Origin of the sequence: Methylocystis sp. (assembly GCF_046349115.1) — a bacterium.
In the GTDB taxonomy this organism is placed as follows: Bacteria; Pseudomonadota; Alphaproteobacteria; order Rhizobiales; family Beijerinckiaceae; genus Methylocystis.
Map to the genome: position 1 here is coordinate 208,283 of NZ_JAXMCX010000004.1, position 16,275 is coordinate 224,557.

Annotated in this window: 16 protein-coding genes; 5 read left to right on the forward strand and 11 right to left on the reverse strand. The window is 63.6% G+C overall.

Annotated features, from left to right (window positions below):
* Positions 1 to 19 precede the first annotated feature (19 nt).
* The 8 genes from U1E20_RS12860 to U1E20_RS12895 form a co-directional block, all read right to left on the reverse strand.
* Entirely contained in the window at positions 20 to 721 is a 702-nt protein-coding gene (locus U1E20_RS12860) for a hypothetical protein (RefSeq protein ID WP_409981015.1), read from the reverse strand.
* Entirely contained in the window at positions 718 to 1,935 is a 1,218-nt protein-coding gene (locus U1E20_RS12865; protein WP_409981016.1) for an AI-2E family transporter, read from the reverse strand. The genes U1E20_RS12860 and U1E20_RS12865 overlap by 4 nt, the downstream gene beginning before the upstream one ends.
* 1 nt (position 1,936) lies before the next feature.
* Entirely contained in the window at positions 1,937 to 2,485 is a 549-nt protein-coding gene (locus U1E20_RS12870) for a CDP-alcohol phosphatidyltransferase family protein (RefSeq protein ID WP_409981017.1), read from the reverse strand.
* A gap of 41 nt (positions 2,486 to 2,526) precedes the next feature.
* The gene (locus U1E20_RS12875) at positions 2,527 to 3,315 is read right to left on the reverse strand and encodes an ABC transporter permease (protein WP_409981018.1); all 789 of its coding nucleotides are present in this window, start codon (positions 3,313 to 3,315) and stop codon (positions 2,527 to 2,529) included.
* Positions 3,312 to 4,226, reverse strand: a complete 915-nt coding sequence (locus U1E20_RS12880; protein ID WP_409981019.1) for an ABC transporter permease — start codon at positions 4,224 to 4,226, stop codon at positions 3,312 to 3,314. Before U1E20_RS12880 ends, U1E20_RS12875 begins: the two co-directional genes overlap by 4 nt.
* A gap of 184 nt (positions 4,227 to 4,410) precedes the next feature.
* Positions 4,411 to 5,481 carry an ABC transporter ATP-binding protein gene (locus tag U1E20_RS12885; RefSeq protein WP_409981020.1) on the reverse strand — a complete coding sequence of 357 codons (1,071 nt, stop codon included), beginning with the start codon at positions 5,479 to 5,481 and terminating at the stop codon, positions 4,411 to 4,413.
* A complete protein-coding gene (locus U1E20_RS12890) occupies positions 5,478 to 6,206 on the reverse strand; it encodes a class I SAM-dependent methyltransferase (RefSeq protein WP_409981021.1) in 729 nt (242 codons plus the stop codon). The genes U1E20_RS12885 and U1E20_RS12890 overlap by 4 nt, the downstream gene beginning before the upstream one ends.
* Entirely contained in the window at positions 6,173 to 6,652 is a 480-nt protein-coding gene (locus U1E20_RS12895; RefSeq protein WP_409981022.1) for a DNA polymerase III subunit chi, read from the reverse strand. Before U1E20_RS12895 ends, U1E20_RS12890 begins: the two co-directional genes overlap by 34 nt.
* A gap of 215 nt (positions 6,653 to 6,867) precedes the next feature.
* Between U1E20_RS12895 and U1E20_RS12900 the strand changes: the two genes are divergently transcribed.
* The 3 genes from U1E20_RS12900 to U1E20_RS12910 are packed head-to-tail and all read left to right on the forward strand — an operon-like array spanning position 6,868 to position 9,625.
* A complete protein-coding gene (locus U1E20_RS12900) occupies positions 6,868 to 7,476 on the forward strand; it encodes a TetR/AcrR family transcriptional regulator (RefSeq protein ID WP_409981023.1) in 609 nt (202 codons plus the stop codon).
* Positions 7,473 to 7,976 carry a hypothetical protein gene (locus U1E20_RS12905; protein ID WP_409981024.1) on the forward strand — a complete coding sequence of 168 codons (504 nt, stop codon included), beginning with the start codon at positions 7,473 to 7,475 and terminating at the stop codon, positions 7,974 to 7,976. Before U1E20_RS12900 ends, U1E20_RS12905 begins: the two co-directional genes overlap by 4 nt.
* 29 nt (positions 7,977 to 8,005) lie before the next feature.
* Positions 8,006 to 9,625: an FAD-dependent monooxygenase gene (locus tag U1E20_RS12910; protein WP_409981025.1), complete on the forward strand. Its 1,620-nt coding sequence runs from the start codon at positions 8,006 to 8,008 to the stop codon at positions 9,623 to 9,625.
* A 19-nt stretch (positions 9,626 to 9,644) separates the two neighbouring features.
* Here U1E20_RS12910 and U1E20_RS12915 read toward each other — a convergent pair whose 3' ends face one another.
* The 3 genes from U1E20_RS12915 to U1E20_RS12925 all read right to left on the reverse strand — a co-directional run bounded on the left by U1E20_RS12915 (position 9,645) and on the right by U1E20_RS12925 (position 12,127).
* Positions 9,645 to 9,956 (reverse strand): BON domain-containing protein, encoded by a 312-nt coding sequence (locus tag U1E20_RS12915; RefSeq protein ID WP_409981026.1) that lies wholly within the window; start codon positions 9,954 to 9,956, stop codon positions 9,645 to 9,647.
* Between the two features lie 55 nt (positions 9,957 to 10,011).
* Positions 10,012 to 10,407, reverse strand: coding sequence for a DUF4383 domain-containing protein (locus tag U1E20_RS12920; RefSeq protein ID WP_409981027.1), 396 nt, complete (start codon positions 10,405 to 10,407; stop codon positions 10,012 to 10,014).
* A 166-nt stretch (positions 10,408 to 10,573) separates the two neighbouring features.
* Positions 10,574 to 12,127, reverse strand: coding sequence for a leucyl aminopeptidase (locus U1E20_RS12925; RefSeq protein WP_409981028.1), 1,554 nt, complete (start codon positions 12,125 to 12,127; stop codon positions 10,574 to 10,576).
* A gap of 388 nt (positions 12,128 to 12,515) precedes the next feature.
* Here U1E20_RS12925 and lptG point away from each other — a divergent pair, with 388 nt between their 5' ends.
* Complete coding sequence (lptG, locus tag U1E20_RS12930; RefSeq protein ID WP_409981029.1) at positions 12,516 to 13,601, forward strand: LPS export ABC transporter permease LptG; 1,086 nt, start codon at positions 12,516 to 12,518, stop codon at positions 13,599 to 13,601.
* Entirely contained in the window at positions 13,601 to 16,174 is a 2,574-nt protein-coding gene (locus U1E20_RS12935) for an LPS-assembly protein LptD (protein WP_409981030.1), read from the forward strand. The genes lptG and U1E20_RS12935 overlap by 1 nt, the downstream gene beginning before the upstream one ends.
* The last annotated feature ends 101 nt before the right edge of the window (positions 16,175 to 16,275 follow it).

Here is a 16,275-nt window from a genome sequence, read left to right on the forward strand (position 1 = left end):
CGCGAAGAAAGACTCGGCGCTAGTCCCTGAGGAATTCATCCATAACCTTGGCCGCGAGCGCCCGTGTGACAGGACGTCGCTGGGCCAGAGCCTCACGGTCGAGAGCGGCGACGAAGGCGCGCGCCGCGTCGAGAGACCGCTCCAGCCTCAGCGCCGCGAAAACCAGCGCCGGCGGCTCGACGATCAGTTGGCGGTCGGCGAAGAGCTTCCCAAGCACGGCGCGGACCAGTTCCTCGTCCGGCGCGCCGATCTCTACCGCCGGCGCGCGGCGCAGGCGCGACAGAAGGTCGGGAAGCCGCACGCTCTCCGCGCGAGGCGCGCGGGCCGCGCTCATCAGCAAGAAGGCCTCGTTTTCGCTCACGAAATTCAAGAGATGAAACAGCGCCGTCTCATCCGACGCCCGATCGACGTCGTCGATGACGAAGGCGCGCGCCGTCTCCGCGGCGAGTTCATCCAGCCCCGGCAAAGCGTCGGGCGCAATGGCCCGGGCGCCGGCGCGCCCCGCCCAAATCGCGCAAAGATGACTTTTGCCGGCGCCTTTTGGGCCGATCAGGGTCAGCGCGCGATCCGGCCAATCCGGCCAGCGTTCGATCATCTCGAGCGCCGCGCGATTCGAGGGAGCGGGCAGAAACTCCTCGCGCCCGAAACGTGGCGTCGTCGGCAGTTCGAGCGGCAGCTGCCGCGCCGACCCGCCGTCCTCCGGCGCGCGCGCCTTGGTCATGGGCGATCCGGAATCGGATGCTGATACAGCGCGCTCGCACGGTAGCGCTGCGCCAGAAAGCGCATGAAGGCCCCAAGCGCCGCCGCGACCGGCACGGCGACAATGAGCCCGGTGAATCCGAACAGGGCGCCGAAAGCGAGCAAAGCGAACATGATCCAGACCGGATGCAGGCCGACGGAGGCGCCGACCAGACGCGGCGAGAGCACATAGCCGTCCATGATCAGCCCTGTGGTGACGATCGCCACCGCCTCGATCGGCAGGTTGACATGCGGCCAGCCCTGAACGATCGCCACGATGATCGACAGCACAAAGGCGGTAATCGAGCCGACATAGGGAATAAAGCTCAGGAATCCGGCGCTGACGCCGATGAGGAAACCGAAGTTCAGCCCGATCGCCGAGAGCCCCACCGCGTACCAGACGCCCAGAAACAGGCAGACGAGCGACTGTCCCCGAACGAAACCGGCAAGCGCACGGTCGATGTCGCGCGCGAGCGAACGGACGTCGTCGCGATGGCGCGGCGGGATCAGGTCATCGATGATCGCGACCATGTGATCCCAATCGAGCAGCATATAGAAGGCGACGACCGGCGTGATGACGATGAGCGAGACCACATTGATGAGCGCATAACCGCGCCACAGCAGCGATTTCACGAAATCGCCGAGCAATGTCGGCGCCTGACTGGTAATGTCGTTGATGTATTTTTGAGCATCGAAAGTGGCGGCGGCGCCGCCGAGCCCGAATTCCCCAAGCCAGCCATTGATCGAATCGCTGGTGAAGCGCTCGCTCCATTGCGTGAGCAGGCCGTGCAGCGTCTGCAGATAGCCGGGCAGCGAGGTGATGAAGCCGGCGAGCTGGTGCGAGAGAATCGGCGCCAAAGTGACGACGACGGTTCCGACAACAAGGAGAAAGGCGACGAGCAGAAGCCCCGCGGCGCCGAGCCGCGACAGGCCGAGCCGCTGCAGGCGGTCGGCGATCGGGTCGAGCAGATAGCCAAGCGCGGTGCCGGCGACGAAGGGCGCGAGCACCGGGCTTAGAAAATAAAGGGCGAGTCCGAGCGCGAGAAGCGTCAGGCCCCATAGCACAAGCTGCCGTTCGGGGCTCAGCCCCGCCCATTGCAGCTGCCGCATCTCGGCGTCGGCATCCGCTTCGAGATTTTGCGATGGGAGCGCGGCCGACTTCGCAATATCGGAGCCGAATGGTGTTCTCTGCGACATGTCACAGCCTCATATGCTGGACCCAGAGCCACAGATAGACGCAGGCGGAAGCGACGGTCAATGCGGCGACGAGGGTGATCAGCGTCACATCTAAGAGCGGAATGTGAACGCCATATGCCCGCGCGGCCAGGATGACGCCCGCCAGCGTCAGTTGCGCCGCGGTGGTCGCCTTGGAAGAAAAATGTGGACGCACCGTCATCGGCCGGCCCATCAGCCAGGCGAGCGACACCGCGCCGGTGATCATGAAATCGCGGAACACCACCATGATGGCGAGCCAGGGCGGCAAGGCGTCGACGATGGCGAGCGTGACATACATCGAAACGATCAGCGCCTTGTCGGCGATCGGGTCGAGAATAGCGCCGAGCTCTGATTGCAAATTGTAAGTCCGCGCCATCCAGCCATCGAGCGCGTCGGAAAAGCCGGCGATGGCGTAAAGAACGAAAGCGGCGCTCCACTGACGCTCGACGATCAGGGAAATCGCCGCTGGCGTCAGAACGAGACGGCCGATGGTGATGAAGTTCGGAACCGATGCAAACCAATTATTGTTCATGACGACTTATCTGTAGCGCGCGCCGCCGTTTTCAGCGCTCATCATTTGCGCCCCGCGCGCGAATAGGAAACGGCGGCGGCGAGTCCAAGCGCGACGGCGACGAGCCCGAGGAGCAAGGTTGAAATCGCATTGATCTGCGGGGAGACCCCTAAACGCACCTGTGAATAAATCCGCATCGGCAGCGTCGTCGCGCCGGGGCCGGTCGCGAAACTGGCGATGACGAGATCGTCGAGAGAGAGGGTGAACGCCAAAAGATAGGCGGTGACGATCGCCGGCGCGATCTGCGGCAGCGCGACGCGCAGGAACGCCTCGGCCGGCGGCGCGCCGAGATCCATCGCCGCCTCTTCGAGCGTCGGATCGCAATCGCGCAGCGCCGCCAGAATCGCCACCGTCGTAAAGCACATCGTCAGCGTGACATGGCCGATGACCAGCGTCGCGAAGCCTCGTCCGACGCCGAGCGCCACGAAACAGGTGAGAAGCGCGAGGCCCAACACGACTTCCGGCAAAACCAGCGGCGCATGCAGCGCGCCGAAAAACAGCATGCGGGTGCGAAAGCCGCCAAAGCGCGCCAGCGCGATCGCCGCGAGAAGCCCCAGCAGAGTGGCGATCGTCGCCGAGACCAATGCCGCGGCGAGGCTGATTTTCGCCGACTGCAGCAGCTGCTCGTTCTCAAGCAGCGCCGCGTACCATTGCGTTGAAAATCCGCCCCACACCGAGACAAGGCGCGAGGCGTTGAAGCTCATGACCGCGAGAATGACGATCGGCGCGTAAAGAAAGACGAAGCCGGCCAAAAGCGTCGCGCGACGCGCAAACGAGACGGCGGCGCTCATCGCGCGCGCTCTTCCTTCAGCCGCGCGCGCTCCCACAGCAGCAGCGGGGCCATCAGGAGAGCGACGAGCGCGATCGCCGCGGCCGAAGCCGCCGGCCAGTCGTGATTGGAGAAGAAATCATTCCACAAGGTCCGCCCGATCATCAAAGTCTCGGAGCCGCCGAGAAGATCGGGAATGACGAATTCGCCGACCGCCGGAATGAAGACGAGAAGCGACCCCGCCATGACGGCGTCACGCGACAGCGGCCATGTCACGCGCAGGAAAACTTGCGCGGGCGACGCCCCGAGGTCCGCCGCGGCCTCGCGCAGACTCGCATCCTGACGCTCCAGCGCCGCATAGATCGGCAGCAGCATGAAGGGCAGATAGGAATAGACGATGCCGACGACGACGGCGCCGGTCGTCGCATACATTTGCAGCGGCGCAGAAATGGCGCCGAGCGCCATCAGCGCGTTGTTGATCAGCCCTTCATCCTTTAAGAGCGCGATCCAGGCGTAGACGCGGATGAGAAAGCTCGTCCAAAACGGCGCGGCGGCGAGTCCGATGAGAATCGGACGCAGACGCTCCGGCGCGCGCGCCATGGCGACCGCGAATGGATAGGCGACGATCAGCGTGATCAGCGTCGCAATCGCGGCGATGGTCAGCGAAGAAAGATAGGATTCGATATAAAGCGTGTCGCTGATGAGCGCGCGATAGGAGCCGAGCGTAAAACTTTGCGCCTTGGTCCAGATTTCCACGAAACTGTCGGAAAGCTGAAATATCGGGCGATAGGGCGGACGCGCCAGCACCGATTGCGAGACGGAAATCTTGGCGACGAGCAGCATCGGCGCGAGAAAGAAAGCGGCGATCCAGAGATAGGGCGCGGCGATCATGAGCCTTTCGCCCCACGACAGTCTGCGTCGGCGCGCGCTCATTGCACAACGTCCTTGCCGCGCGCGGCGGATGGGGCGCCCTCATCCTGAGGAGCGCCTGAAAGGCGCGTCTCGAAGGACAAGGGCGTCGCGTCGCGTCGCGGATGTCCTCGCCCTTCGAGACGGCCGCTTCGCGGCCTCCTCAGGGTGAGGACATCCTTGTGGCGCCGGGAACGCGCATCGGGCCTCACCCTATCTCTCCCCCCCCGAGGAGCGCGCCGGCGTCGGACGGGAAGCTTAGCTTCACCGCATCGCCGATCGCGTGGCGCGCGCCATGGCCGGCCGCGGCGCGCAGCACGACATTTTCGGCGACGCGCACCCGCAGCAGCGTGGTTTCGCCGCGAAACACGAAATTCTCTACGACGCCGGAGATTCCCTCTCCCTCGCGCGTGACGCCGATGCGCTCCGGGCGCACGCTGAGCGTCGCTTGCGCGCCGTCGGGAAGGTCGCCGGGCTCGCAGGGGATTCGTCCGAACGCGGCGATCAGCGCGGCGCCGGGGTTGCGCGCCACATGGCGTTCAATGCGCCCCTCGATGAAATTGGTCTCGCCGACGAAGCCCGCGACGAAACGCGTCGCCGGATGATCGTAAATCTCCATCGGCCCAGCGACCTGCTCCACCCTACCCCCCCGCATCACCGCGATGCGGTCGGCGAGCGCCAGCGCCTCGTCCTGATCATGGGTGACGATGACGAAACTCGTTTGCGTCAGCCGCTGGATTTCCTTGAGTTGAAACTGAGTCTCCTCGCGCAGCTTGCGGTCGAGCGCGCCGAGCGGCTCGTCGAGCAGCAGCATTTTCGGACGCGGCGCCAGCGACCGCGCGAGCGCGACGCGCTGCTTCTGGCCGCCCGACAATTCATCGATTCGCCTGCGGCCAAAATTCGAAAGCTGAGTCATCGCGAGGAGTTCGTCGACGCGTGCGGCGATCGCGTCTCTTGCTTCGCCCTGCCGGCGCAGGCCGAAGGCGATATTCTCGAAGACGTCGAGATGCGGAAACAGCGCATAAGACTGAAACATCATATTCACCGGGCGCCGAAACGGCGGCACGCCGGAAAGATCGGCGCCGTTCAACGTAATCGCGCCGATGTCGGGAGCCTCAAAACCGGCGATGCAGCGCATCAGCGTGGTCTTGCCGCAACCGGACGGGCCTAACAGCGCGAAGAATTCGCCGGGGCCGACGTGAAGCGACACATTTTCGAGCGCAACGACCGCGCCGAAACTCTTGCAGACATTCGTAATCGACAGCAGCGGCGCGTTCACGCGCCGGCCTCGTCGCGGCGAAACTCGGCGCGCCAGTGACGCGCCAAGGCGCCGCTTGCCGGAATATCTTCCAGCGAAATGAGTCGAAGACCGTCGACGGCGAATGATTCGATGGCGGTTCGGGTAAGCGGCCATGGCGGGCCGCCAAGCTCTTCGCCGTCGTCGCGCGCCCGAGAGATAATCAGCAGCGTTCCGCCCGGCGCGACGAAAGACGCGAGCGCGCGGGCGGCCTCGGGCAGAAGCGTTTCGGGAAGCGCCTGCAACGTGTATAGCTCATGCACGAAATCGAAGGCGCCGCGCCAGTCCTTAGGCGCGTTGAAGAGATCGGCGACGCGATAGTCGACGTCGCTTTTTGGGAAACGCTCCCGCGCCCATTGCACGGCGCGTTCGACAAGATCGAAGGCGACGACTCGCGCGCCGGCCCGCGCCAGCGCTTCGGCGTTGTCGCCGAGCCCGCAGCCGACTTCGAGCGCGCGAAGGCCGGCGATCGGGCGCCCGGCCAGCCAATCCTCGAGCAGCGGACGCGGCTCGAGATACGCCCAAGGCACGCCGGCCGGATCGCCGTCCGCGAGCGCATAGACGGCCTCGAACCATTCCTGGCGCTTGGGATCGGATTCCTCGGCGCGCTTATATGGATCGATGGCGTCGAGCCTTTCGCGCGCCTTGGCGCGCCTTTCGGCGAAATCCTCGCCTATAATTTCGGTTCGCGCGCCTTCTCTTCCCATCCGCCGCCCTCGCTCTGCTGGTGGTAGACGAGGCTATAGCCCAGATCGCGCAGTTCTTTCCATTGCGCGCGCGCGTCGGCAAGCTCCGCCTCGTCGCGCCCGTCGAACAGCAGAGCGGCGCGTTGGCGCGGCGCGCCGGCGCCGGCGAGCGTGGACGCCATATGCGCGCCCTGGACGAAGAAGCGCACGTCGGCGTCATTGGGATTGTCGCCGCCGCAGGTGAGATAGATCGGCTGGCTCTCAGGCGCGCCGTCCGCCTTCGTGCCGTGCGGGAGAAAGCTTTCGGGTCGATACGACCACAAATCCGCGTCAATTTCGGCGAGAGAGGCGTCGCTCGTCGCCTGCACGATCGCGCGCCAGCCGCGCGCGCGGGAGCGCTCCAGGAGCATCGGCAGGGTCTGCGCGACCGTCGCGCGGGTCAGATGGTAGAAAGCGATCTCAGGCATGGCTTGCGCCGTAATTTACGACGATCGCGTCCTATTTCGAAACTCTCGACCCCGAGCAGACCCCAAAATCATGTTGGCGCCTCGATCGACCTTATTCATTGACAAGCAAAAGTTTATCTGACATTTGTAATATCAAATGCTAATCGAAATGCCACTTGAACGTCATGGCGGCTGAGCGCTCCTACCAGAGCCCTTTGCGTGAAGCGCAAGCGGCCATGACCCGCGAGCGCATCCTCATGGCCGCCAAGGACTATCTGGAAAAAGAGAGCATCGAGAGCCTGAGCTTGCGCAAGATCGCATCGCTCTCTGGAGTTTCGCCGCCGACGGTCTACGCCCATTTCGCGACCATGGACGATCTGGTTGCGGCTTTCTTCCAGTGGTTGAAGCCCCGGCTCGGCCTCGACAAGCCGCTGCCGTCGCTCGCCGAACTGCCGACCATGCCGCAGCGATTGTTCCCCTTGTACGACCAATACGGCGCGCTGCTCAGAAACCTGATGAATCAGCCTTCCTGGGATAGGCAGCGCTATGCCGACCGAGATAATCGCCTCGGCGGCTGGATCGCGGGAATCGGCGTCGCTTTCCCGGACCTGACGCCGACGCAACTGCGGCGCGGCGCCTTGGCGATCGCCTCCTTTTGGAGCCCGACCTATTGGCTCTGGCTCATGGATACGTGCCGCTTCGCCCCGGAGGAGGCGCAAGCCGTCGCTTCATGGGGCGTCCGTGCGCTGATTGAGGCGCTGAAAGCCGATCCCTCCGGCCTCGATCGACTCCCGGTTTCGCCAACCGTCGCCGAGACGTCGGGAACACATCGGGGAAAGCCATGATCCACCATATCTCCATTCCCGCCCGCAATCCGGCCCATGTCGCCGCCGTGCTCGCGGAACTCATGAATGGCCGCGCCTTTCCTTTCAGCGGTCCGCTGCCCGGCGCCCATATGGCGATGAGCGGCGATCCGCAGGGCACGATGATCGAAGTGTATCCGGACACGATCACTCTGGCGCCCGGCGAGGCAGACGAAGCGCAGGTCGCATTCACTGCAGGGGCGCCGGCGACTGGGTACTTCCCTTTTCACGCGCTCATTTCCGTGCCGCTCGAGCGCGCTGCGATCGAGCGCATCGGCGCCCGCGAGGGATGGCGGACCAAGTTTTTCGGCCGCGGCGCGCCCGGAAAGCCGCCGGTCTTTCATCTTCTCGAGTTCTGGGTCGAGAACCGCGTCATGCTCGAACTCGCGACGGCGGACATGGTTCACGAATACGCCTCCTTCATGCAGATCGGCCGAATTGAGGCCGTGATGCGGGAGCGCGCGCAAGCGACGACAAAGTAAATGATCTCTTTTTCATCGAGAGAAAAATTATGAACGCAGAAAAAATCGAAGACGTTTTGATCGTTGGCGCCGGACCAACCGGTCTTTCGCTCGCGATCACGCTACGCCGCTACGGGATTCGGCTGCGCATCATCGATCGGGCGATGCAGCCGAGCTCCGTTTCCAAGGCGTTGGCGATTTGGAGCGCGAGCCTCGAAGCAATGCAAGGCATGAACGTCATCGACGACTTTTTGCGTGATGGCGCGCGGCTCAATGCGCTGTGCATCGGCGACGGCGGTCGACAACTCGCCCGCATGGAAGTTGGCGAAGGCATTGACAGTCCATTTCCGTTCCCGCTGCTCATCCCGCAATCCGAGACCGAGCGTTTGCTGGCCGCGCGGCTCTCGGCTTTCGGAGTCACGGTCGAGCGTGCAGTCGAACTCACGGGGCTCTCTCAAGACGACGATGGCGCGACCGCGACTCTCAGCCATGCCGACGGGCGAAGCGAAACGGCGCGCGCCCGCTATCTGGTCGGATGCGACGGCGCCCGCAGCGAAGTCCGGCGAGCGCTCGACATTCCTTTCGAAGGCTCGACCGAGCCTCAGACCTTCCTGCTCGGCGACGTGCGCATAGATGGCGGCGGGCTGGACCATAAAAACATCTATCTCTGGTGGCGGCGAGGCGGAACCATTGCTCTGTTTCCTTTCGAAGAGGAAACCTGGCGGATATTCGCGATACGCGAGAACGGCTGTGCTGCCGATGTTCCGCCGACGCTCGATGAACTGCAAAGCCATGCCGATCGCTATGGTCCGCCAGGCATGCGTCTGCGCGATCCAAGCTGGCTGTCGGCGTTCCGGATCAATGAACGCGTGGCGGCGCGCTATCGGGCCAGACGCTGCTTCCTCGCTGGCGACGCGGCGCATGTGCACAGCCCCGCCGGCGGACAGGGCATGAACACCGGAATTCAGGACGCAGTGAATCTCGGCTGGAAGCTCGCCCATGCGCTTCAGGGCATCGGCGACGCCAATCTCCTGCTCGACAGCTATGAGCCGGAGCGTCGCGCGATCGCGCGCGACGTCGTCAGTGCCGCTGAACAGAAGCTGCATCTTGCTTTCAGCTCCGGCGCCGCGACCCGCATACTCAAGGACATCGCGGTCTCGATCTTCGGCAATCTGTCCATCGTCCAGAAACGACTCCAGATCGAACTGTCGGAGACCGAGATCGTCTATAAGGAGGGCCCGCTCGTCGCGCTCGGCGCTCCGCCGCGCAAACCGCGTCGCACAGACGTGGGCGCCCGAGCGCGCGACACGAAACTTACCGTCGGCGATCAGAGCCAGACTCTATGGCCGCTCCTCAGCGAACCGCGCCACACTCTGCTCCTGTTCGAAGACGCCGAATCGCCGATTGATACGTCGGAATTGGCCGACCTCGCCGACAAGCAACTGGCCATTCTACGCCTGACTTCAGAGAACGACCCAAACAAGCGCGCGCGTGCGCGTTATCGTCAGCAAGCCCCAGGATGGGTTCTGATCCGTCCGGATCAGGTGGTTGCCGCGCGAGGCAATAGGAACGAGGTCGCAGCGCTCAACCGCTACGTCGATCGCGTGCTGCGGCCGAACTCGAAGATCGAAGCCGGCGGCGAACGACAGCCAGCGATCAGTCACGTCTAAATCAAACGGAATTCGCGCTTTAAGTCTGGCTTGGCGTCCAGGACGGCGGATCGCTCGCCGGGAACGATTCCACCCCGGCCTCATAGACGTCGTCCTTCGGACCCTCCCAGACCACGCTGATGTCGAGCGCGTTTCTGATCTTGATGAAGGAAGAGGCGGTGGACGCGGCATATTCCGCCTCCATCCATTCGCCCGCCGAGGCGACGGAGCCCTTGAGCACCACTTCGCCGCCCTCGATGTCGATCAAGATCGCCTTGGGGTCCGCCACGCCGCTCTTGTCCAGCGCCTCGCGGACCGCAGCGCGAATCCATAATTTTTCCAAACCGGTCATCGCCGCCTCGGTCCGAAGCGCCGCGGCCAACGGGGCGCGGCGCTCGCCTTGCAGCTTACATATGGGCCGTGGTCACCGATCGTTCCACCGGCTTCGCAAAACCGATGGCGAGGAGGAGGACCGCGATCGCTGCATGGAGCCAATTGTCGGCCATGTTCAACGCGATGAGCCCGCCTAGTTCAACGACCTTGGGCGCGACGAACCCCAGGACGGCGATCACCACATAGAATATGGCCAGCGCGCGGATGGTCAGCACCGGCACGCCGAGAAAGGGACTGAGCAGCAACAGCGCGCCGGCGATCAGATGCACGAAATTATGGCCAGCGTTCACTTGGAAGTAGCCGACGTCGGAAACCAGCGGGTTGGGGATGAATCCGAGAAGACCGATCGCCACGAAGACGACGCCGAGAATGGTCGCCACAAAGTCGGCGCGCCATTGAGATTCGATCATGATGCGTTCCTTTCAGTCCAGGACGAACTGCGTTGAGCATCAGATCGGGCGGCGCTGAAGCGTTTCCAATGAAAAAATTAAAATAATGGCGCTGAATACTTTGTAGTAAAGCTCCAGCGCCGCGCGTTGGTCTTTCTCTCGACGGTGGATAAAAGCTAATACTTAACTATTCATAATAATCGCGCACCAGCCGGTCCAGGAGCCGCACGCCCCAGCCGGCGCCCCAGCTTTGGTTGGTGTCGCTGGTCGGCGAGCCCATGCCGGTGCCGGCGATGTCGAGATGCGCCCAAGGCGTCTTGCCGACGAAGCGCTGCAGGAATTGCGCGGCGGTGATCGAACCGGCGTGACGCCCGCCGGTGTTCTTCATATCCGCGAATTTCGAGTCGATCATCTTGTCATAGGCGGGGCCCATCGGCAGGCGCCACAGCTTCTCGCCGATATGGCTGCCGGCTTTGGTCAGGCGGTCGGCGAGTTCGTCATTGTTCGAGAACAGCCCGCCATATTCCTGGCCCAGGGCGACGAGGATGGCGCCGGTGAGCGTCGCGAGATCGACGATCGCCGCGGGCTTATGCTTCTCGATGACGTAGGTCAGCGCGTCGGCGAGGACCAGCCGCCCCTCGGCGTCGGTGTTGATGATTTCGATCGTCTGGCCCGACATCGATTTGACGATGTCGCCCGGCCGCTGCGCCTTGCCGTCCGGCATGTTCTCGACAAGTCCGAGCACGCCGACGACATTGGCCTTCGCCTTCCTCGCGGCGATGGCGTAGAGCGCGCCGGTGACGGCCGCCGCGCCGGCCATGTCGCCCTTCATATCCTCCATCGAGGCGGCGGGCTTGATTGAAATGCCGCCGGAATCGAACACGACGCCCTTGCCGACGAAGGCGATCGGCGCCGCCCCTGGCGCGCCGCCGCTCCAGCGCAGCACGACGAGCCGGCTGTCCGCCTCCGACCCCTGGCCGACGCCGAGCAGCGCCCGCATGCCGAGTTCGGCCATCGCCTTTTCGTCGAGGACCTCAACCTCGACGCCGAGTTTCATCAACTCCGACGCCCGGCGGGCGAATTCCTGCGGGGTGAGGACATTCGCCGGCTCATTGACCAGGGTCCGGGCCAGAACGACGGCTTCCGCCAGATGGCTGGCTTCGGCGACCGCGCCGCCGACGCTGTCGGGCTCGGCCACCGCGAGAACGACCTCCATCAGACCGTCGCGATCCGCCTCGTCCTTCTTCTTGGTCTTGTACTGGTCGAATTTATAGGCGCGCAGCCAGCCGCCGAGGGCGAATTGCGCCACTGAATCATGCGTCGAGGGCGTCCCCTCCGGCAGGTCGAACAGGATCACGGCGCGCGCGCCGGGCCCGATTTTCCCGGCCGCCTGCCCGCCGAGCGTAGAGAAATCGTCGAAGGGCTTCGCCGCCTCGCCGCCTTCCCCCTCGGATTCGTCCCCTTTGCCGACGCCCATGAGAATGAGCCGGCTCGCGGGCGCGCCTGGGGCCGCCAGAATTTCGATCGACGTTCCCGCTTTACCCTTGAATTTCCCCGCCGCCGCGGCGCGCGCGAGATGAGGGGCCGCATCCTTGAGAATGCTCGTGGCGCGCTCGCCCATGGCGAGGTCGCGGCCAACGAAGGCGACCAGGGTGCGGGGATGCCCCTCTTCTTCCGGATGGCGCAGCAGCGCTTCGGCGGCGTCGAACGGCTGGACTTCATAATTGGCGTTAACGAGCATCAGGGACTCATGCCTCCTTGACCGAAGCGGCCGGCATTCCTTCGCGAATGCGTCGGTTTTTGAAAAAGTTAGCGCCGGCGGCGCGCGAGGCGCGCGATTTGACGGGATTGGCGCGCACTATCTTCCGGCGGGCGAGCGCGGTCAATTGCTACGGCCAACTTTGTAGCCATTCCTCGCTCCCGTTTTCCGCCGTGGAATCGCCGCGATCGTTGCGCAGGAATCTTGCCGTGGCGCAAAAGCAACGCTCGCAAATTGAATGTGTTGGCGCGGCTCTTCGGCGCCGCGCGGCGCTTGCGCGCGAAGCCGTCGCCGTCTAGCGATCGTTAACGAGGCTTTCATTGTTCGCGCTGGGGCGGCGCGGCACAACAAACGGGAGAAAGCGGCAGCCATGATCGGGGCGACGATCACGCGCTATTTCGCGCTGCGGTTCACCCGTACGATTCTGGCGATCTTTTTCACGATTTTCTGCCTGATGTTCGTCGTCGTTTTCGTCGAGATGCTGCGGCGCGCCAGCGACAATCCGCAGGCCGGCGCCGCGACCGTCGCCTTGATGACGGCGATGCGGGTGCCGGCGGCCGCCGAGATGATCCTGCCCTTCGCCGTCCTTTTCGGGTCCATGGCGACCTTCGTCGATCTCACGAGAAAGCTCGAACTGATCGTCGCGCGCGCCGCCGGCATGTCGGTCTGGCAGTTCATCGCGCCGCCGACGCTCGCCGCGCTGATCATCGGCGTCGTGTCGGTCGCGATTTACAACCCGCTTTCGGCGTCGATGAAGCAGCGCTCCGAACAGATGGAATGGGATCTGTTCGGCATGCCCGGGAGTCTGCGCATCGATCACGGCGTCTGGCTGCGCCAACACGGCGTCGACGGCCTCGCCATCATGCATGCGATGAATTCGGCCAAGGGCGGCACGGAGCTGGCGAATGTCAGCGTCAATATCTACGCGCCGAAGGGCGGCTTCCTCGAGCGCATCGAAGCCGAACGCGCGCGACTCGAGCCAGGCGCCTGGGCGCTGGAAAACGCGCAGGTCAGCGTGCCAGGAGAAGCGTCGCGCAGCGTCGGCTCTTACATGCTGGCGACCGAGCTCACGCCGGAACAGGTCGCCGCGGCGACGACCCCGCCACAGGGCACGCCATTCTGGTCGTTGCCGGAAATGACCGCGCGCACGGCCTCGGCGGGGCTCGACGCGACAGGCTATCGACTGCAATTCCAGACGCTGCTCGCACGACCGCTGCTGCTCGTCGCGATGGTGCTCGTCGCCGCTTCCTTTTCATTAAGATTCTTTCGATTTGGCGGCGTCGCCAAAACCCTTTCAGGTGGCGTGGCGGCAGGCTTCGTGCTTTATATCGTCACCAAAGTCCTCTCGGATCTCGGCGGCGCGGGCATGATCAGCCCTGTCGTGGCCGCATGGTCGCCTGCGCTTGTCGGGAGCATGTTGGGCACGGTGATCTTGCTGTATTCGGAGGATGGCTGATGGCGCTCGCCGGCCCCTTCCGGCTTCTTCCCCTTCTTATCGTTGCGCTCGCTGTCGTCGAGGCGGCCTTCGCGTCTTTCTGCGCGGCGGCGCAACCCGCGCCAGCAGCCGGCGAGCGCATGGTCGTCGAGGCCAAGGAGCTTGTTTACGACGAGAAAAGAAACACGGTCACGGCGCGCGGCGACGTCCAAATCTACTACAAGGGACGGCTGCTTGAAGCGGACCGGGTCACTTATGACCGCAATACGTCGCGCGTCTTCGCCGAAGGCCATGCGAAGCTGACCGAAAAGGACGGCTCGATCGCGCGCGCCGAACGCTTCGACCTCACCGACGACTTCAAGAACGGCTTCATCGAAAGTCTGCAGGTCGACTCGGCCAACAACACGCATTTCACCTCGCCGCGCGCCGAGCGGGCCGGCGAGACGACGACCTTCGAAATGGGCAGCTACACCGCCTGCGAAGCCTGTCGCGACGATCCTGCGAAGCCGCGCACTTGGCAAATCCACGCCAAGCGGATCATCCACGACAATGTCGAGAAGATGGTCTATTACGAAGACGCGACCTTCGACTTGCTTGGCGTGCCGATCGCCTATGTGCCGTTCTGGTCGTCGCCGGATCCATCGGTCAAGCGCAAATCGGGCTTCCTATCGCCGACATTCCTCTATCGTTCGCAGCTCGGCGCCGGCGTCGGGGTTCCTTATTTCTGGGCGATCGCGCCGGATTACGACCTCACCGTGACGCCGATATATTTTTCGCGGCAAGGGCCGTTCGTCACTGCCGAATTCCGCCAGCGCTTCGATAATGGCTCCTACACGATCCGCCTAGATGGGACGCATGTGGGAAACACGGGCGCATTCGCGATCGCGCCGTACGGCGCCGGCAACAAACAGTGGCGCGGCTCTGTTCAGTCCTCCGGCGATTTCTGGCTCAACGACCGCTGGCGCGCCGGCTGGGACATTACGGCGTTGTCCGACCGATATTTCTTTCAGGACTACAAGCAATATAACTATCTCCTGCAGAATTATTTCTTCCGCGAGGCGTCGTCGACGATTTATCTGACCGGCCAGGGGCCGCGCAGCTTTTTCGACATGCGCGGATACTATTTCCAGGTCCTGTCGCCCAACGACGTGCAGGCTCAGCAGCCCGTCGTTCACCCGGTCATCGACTATAACCGCGTATTCGACATCGACCCGGCGGCTACCGCCGGAGTCGGCGGCCAGATTGAAGTCGACGGCAATGTGACGAGCACGTCCGCCAATCTCGCGAATTACGAGTCGATCAATCCGCGCAGATTGGACAGCATTTACGGCCTTTACAATGTCTGCTCGGTCTATGCGCGCGACGTCGTGCCTCAGCGCAGCACCTGTTTGCTGCGCGGCGTCGGCGGCGACTATCAGCACGCAACGCTGAGCGGCGCATGGAAGCGCAAATTTATCGATCCTATCGGCGGCGTTTGGACCCCCTTCGCCTTCACGCGCCTCGTCGGCAGCTATCTCGATTACGACCGCCAGGGAATGTTCCCGATCTATAATCAATTCGGGCAGCCGATTCCCAATGGCGCGCAAGGCCTGTTCTTCGACGGCGCCGACAATCGGTTCCGCGGCCAGGCGTTGCCCGGCATCGGCATGGAATGGCGCTATCCGATCCTCGCCAGAAGCCTCATCGGCGACATTGTTTTCGAGCCGATCGCGCAGGTCGTCGCGCGGCCGAACCAAACCTCGATCCCGTCGCTCGTCAACATGGACGCCCAGAGTCTCGTATTCGACGATTCGACCCTGTTCGAATGGAGCAAGTTCTCAGGCTATGACCGTTTCGAGACGGGCACGCGCCTCAACTATGGCGGCCAGGCTACCATGTCGCTGCCTAATGGCGGCTTCATCAATACGATGATCGGCCAATCGCGCCAGATCGCCGGCGCCAACTCCTATGCGCAAGCTGACGCGGCCAATGTCGGCCTCGATTCCGGTCTGAATTCGCGCGCCTCGGACATCGTCGGGCGTTTCGCCTTTGCGCCCTCCTCGCTCCTTAGCTTCGTCGCCAAGGGCCGCTTCGACAAGGGCAGCCTGCGCGCGCGACGTCTGGACCTGTTCGCCACTATGAATCTGGATCCGATCTCGATCCAGCTTCAATATGCGAATTACGCTTCGCAGCCGGCTATCGGCTTTGATATGCGTCGGCAAGGTCTGTCGGCAACCGGGCAATATAATATTACGAAAAACTACTTCTTGAACGGCACCGTCACCTTCGACATGAGCCGCTATCTCTATAATTCATTGACCAATCCGACGATCGTTCCGTACACGACGACATTGACCGGCACCAATCTCACCGGCTCGGCGCCGCTGTTTTCGGTGGCGACGCTTGGCGCCGGCATCGGCTACCATGACGAATGCACCACCCTGTCGATCAATTATACGCAAATCTACCAGCCGCAGTCCTATACGGGACTGCCCGCCCGCAACCAGACGGTGATGGTGACGCTCCAGCTGCGCACCTTGGGCGAAGCGAAGTTTAACTACGGCGTCGGTTCGGTGCTGGTCAACGACGGCGTACGCTCCAATGTGACGCGCTGAGCGGCTCCAATTCGCCGCGCCGCCCTAGTTATATGTCGGATTTCCCTCGTCGGGAGGACGCCCGCCGCCCCCCGTGCTAAAAGCGCCGCGATGCGCGCCCT

Excerpts from the sequence above, each read along its gene's own strand:
- U1E20_RS12860 (WP_409981015.1), bottom strand. The coding sequence starts at position 721 with ATGACCAAGGCGCGCGCGCCGGAGGACGGCGGGTCGGCGCGGCAGCTG.
- U1E20_RS12865 (WP_409981016.1), bottom strand. The coding sequence starts at position 1,935 with ATGTCGCAGAGAACACCATTCGGCTCCGATATTGCGAAGTCGGCCGCG.
- U1E20_RS12870 (WP_409981017.1), bottom strand. The coding sequence starts at position 2,485 with ATGAACAATAATTGGTTTGCATCGGTTCCGAACTTCATCACCATCGGC.
- U1E20_RS12875 (WP_409981018.1), bottom strand. The coding sequence starts at position 3,315 with ATGAGCGCCGCCGTCTCGTTTGCGCGTCGCGCGACGCTTTTGGCCGGC.
- U1E20_RS12880 (WP_409981019.1), bottom strand. The coding sequence starts at position 4,226 with ATGAGCGCGCGCCGACGCAGACTGTCGTGGGGCGAAAGGCTCATGATC.
- U1E20_RS12890 (WP_409981021.1), bottom strand. The coding sequence starts at position 6,206 with ATGGGAAGAGAAGGCGCGCGAACCGAAATTATAGGCGAGGATTTCGCC.
- U1E20_RS12895 (WP_409981022.1), bottom strand. The coding sequence starts at position 6,652 with ATGCCTGAGATCGCTTTCTACCATCTGACCCGCGCGACGGTCGCGCAG.
- U1E20_RS12900 (WP_409981023.1), top strand. The coding sequence starts at position 6,868 with ATGACCCGCGAGCGCATCCTCATGGCCGCCAAGGACTATCTGGAAAAA.
- U1E20_RS12905 (WP_409981024.1), top strand. The coding sequence starts at position 7,473 with ATGATCCACCATATCTCCATTCCCGCCCGCAATCCGGCCCATGTCGCC.
- U1E20_RS12910 (WP_409981025.1), top strand. The coding sequence starts at position 8,006 with ATGAACGCAGAAAAAATCGAAGACGTTTTGATCGTTGGCGCCGGACCA.
- U1E20_RS12915 (WP_409981026.1), bottom strand. The coding sequence starts at position 9,956 with ATGACCGGTTTGGAAAAATTATGGATTCGCGCTGCGGTCCGCGAGGCG.
- U1E20_RS12920 (WP_409981027.1), bottom strand. The coding sequence starts at position 10,407 with ATGATCGAATCTCAATGGCGCGCCGACTTTGTGGCGACCATTCTCGGC.
- U1E20_RS12925 (WP_409981028.1), bottom strand. The coding sequence starts at position 12,127 with ATGCTCGTTAACGCCAATTATGAAGTCCAGCCGTTCGACGCCGCCGAA.
- lptG (WP_409981029.1), top strand. The coding sequence starts at position 12,516 with ATGATCGGGGCGACGATCACGCGCTATTTCGCGCTGCGGTTCACCCGT.
- U1E20_RS12935 (WP_409981030.1), top strand. The coding sequence starts at position 13,601 with ATGGCGCTCGCCGGCCCCTTCCGGCTTCTTCCCCTTCTTATCGTTGCG.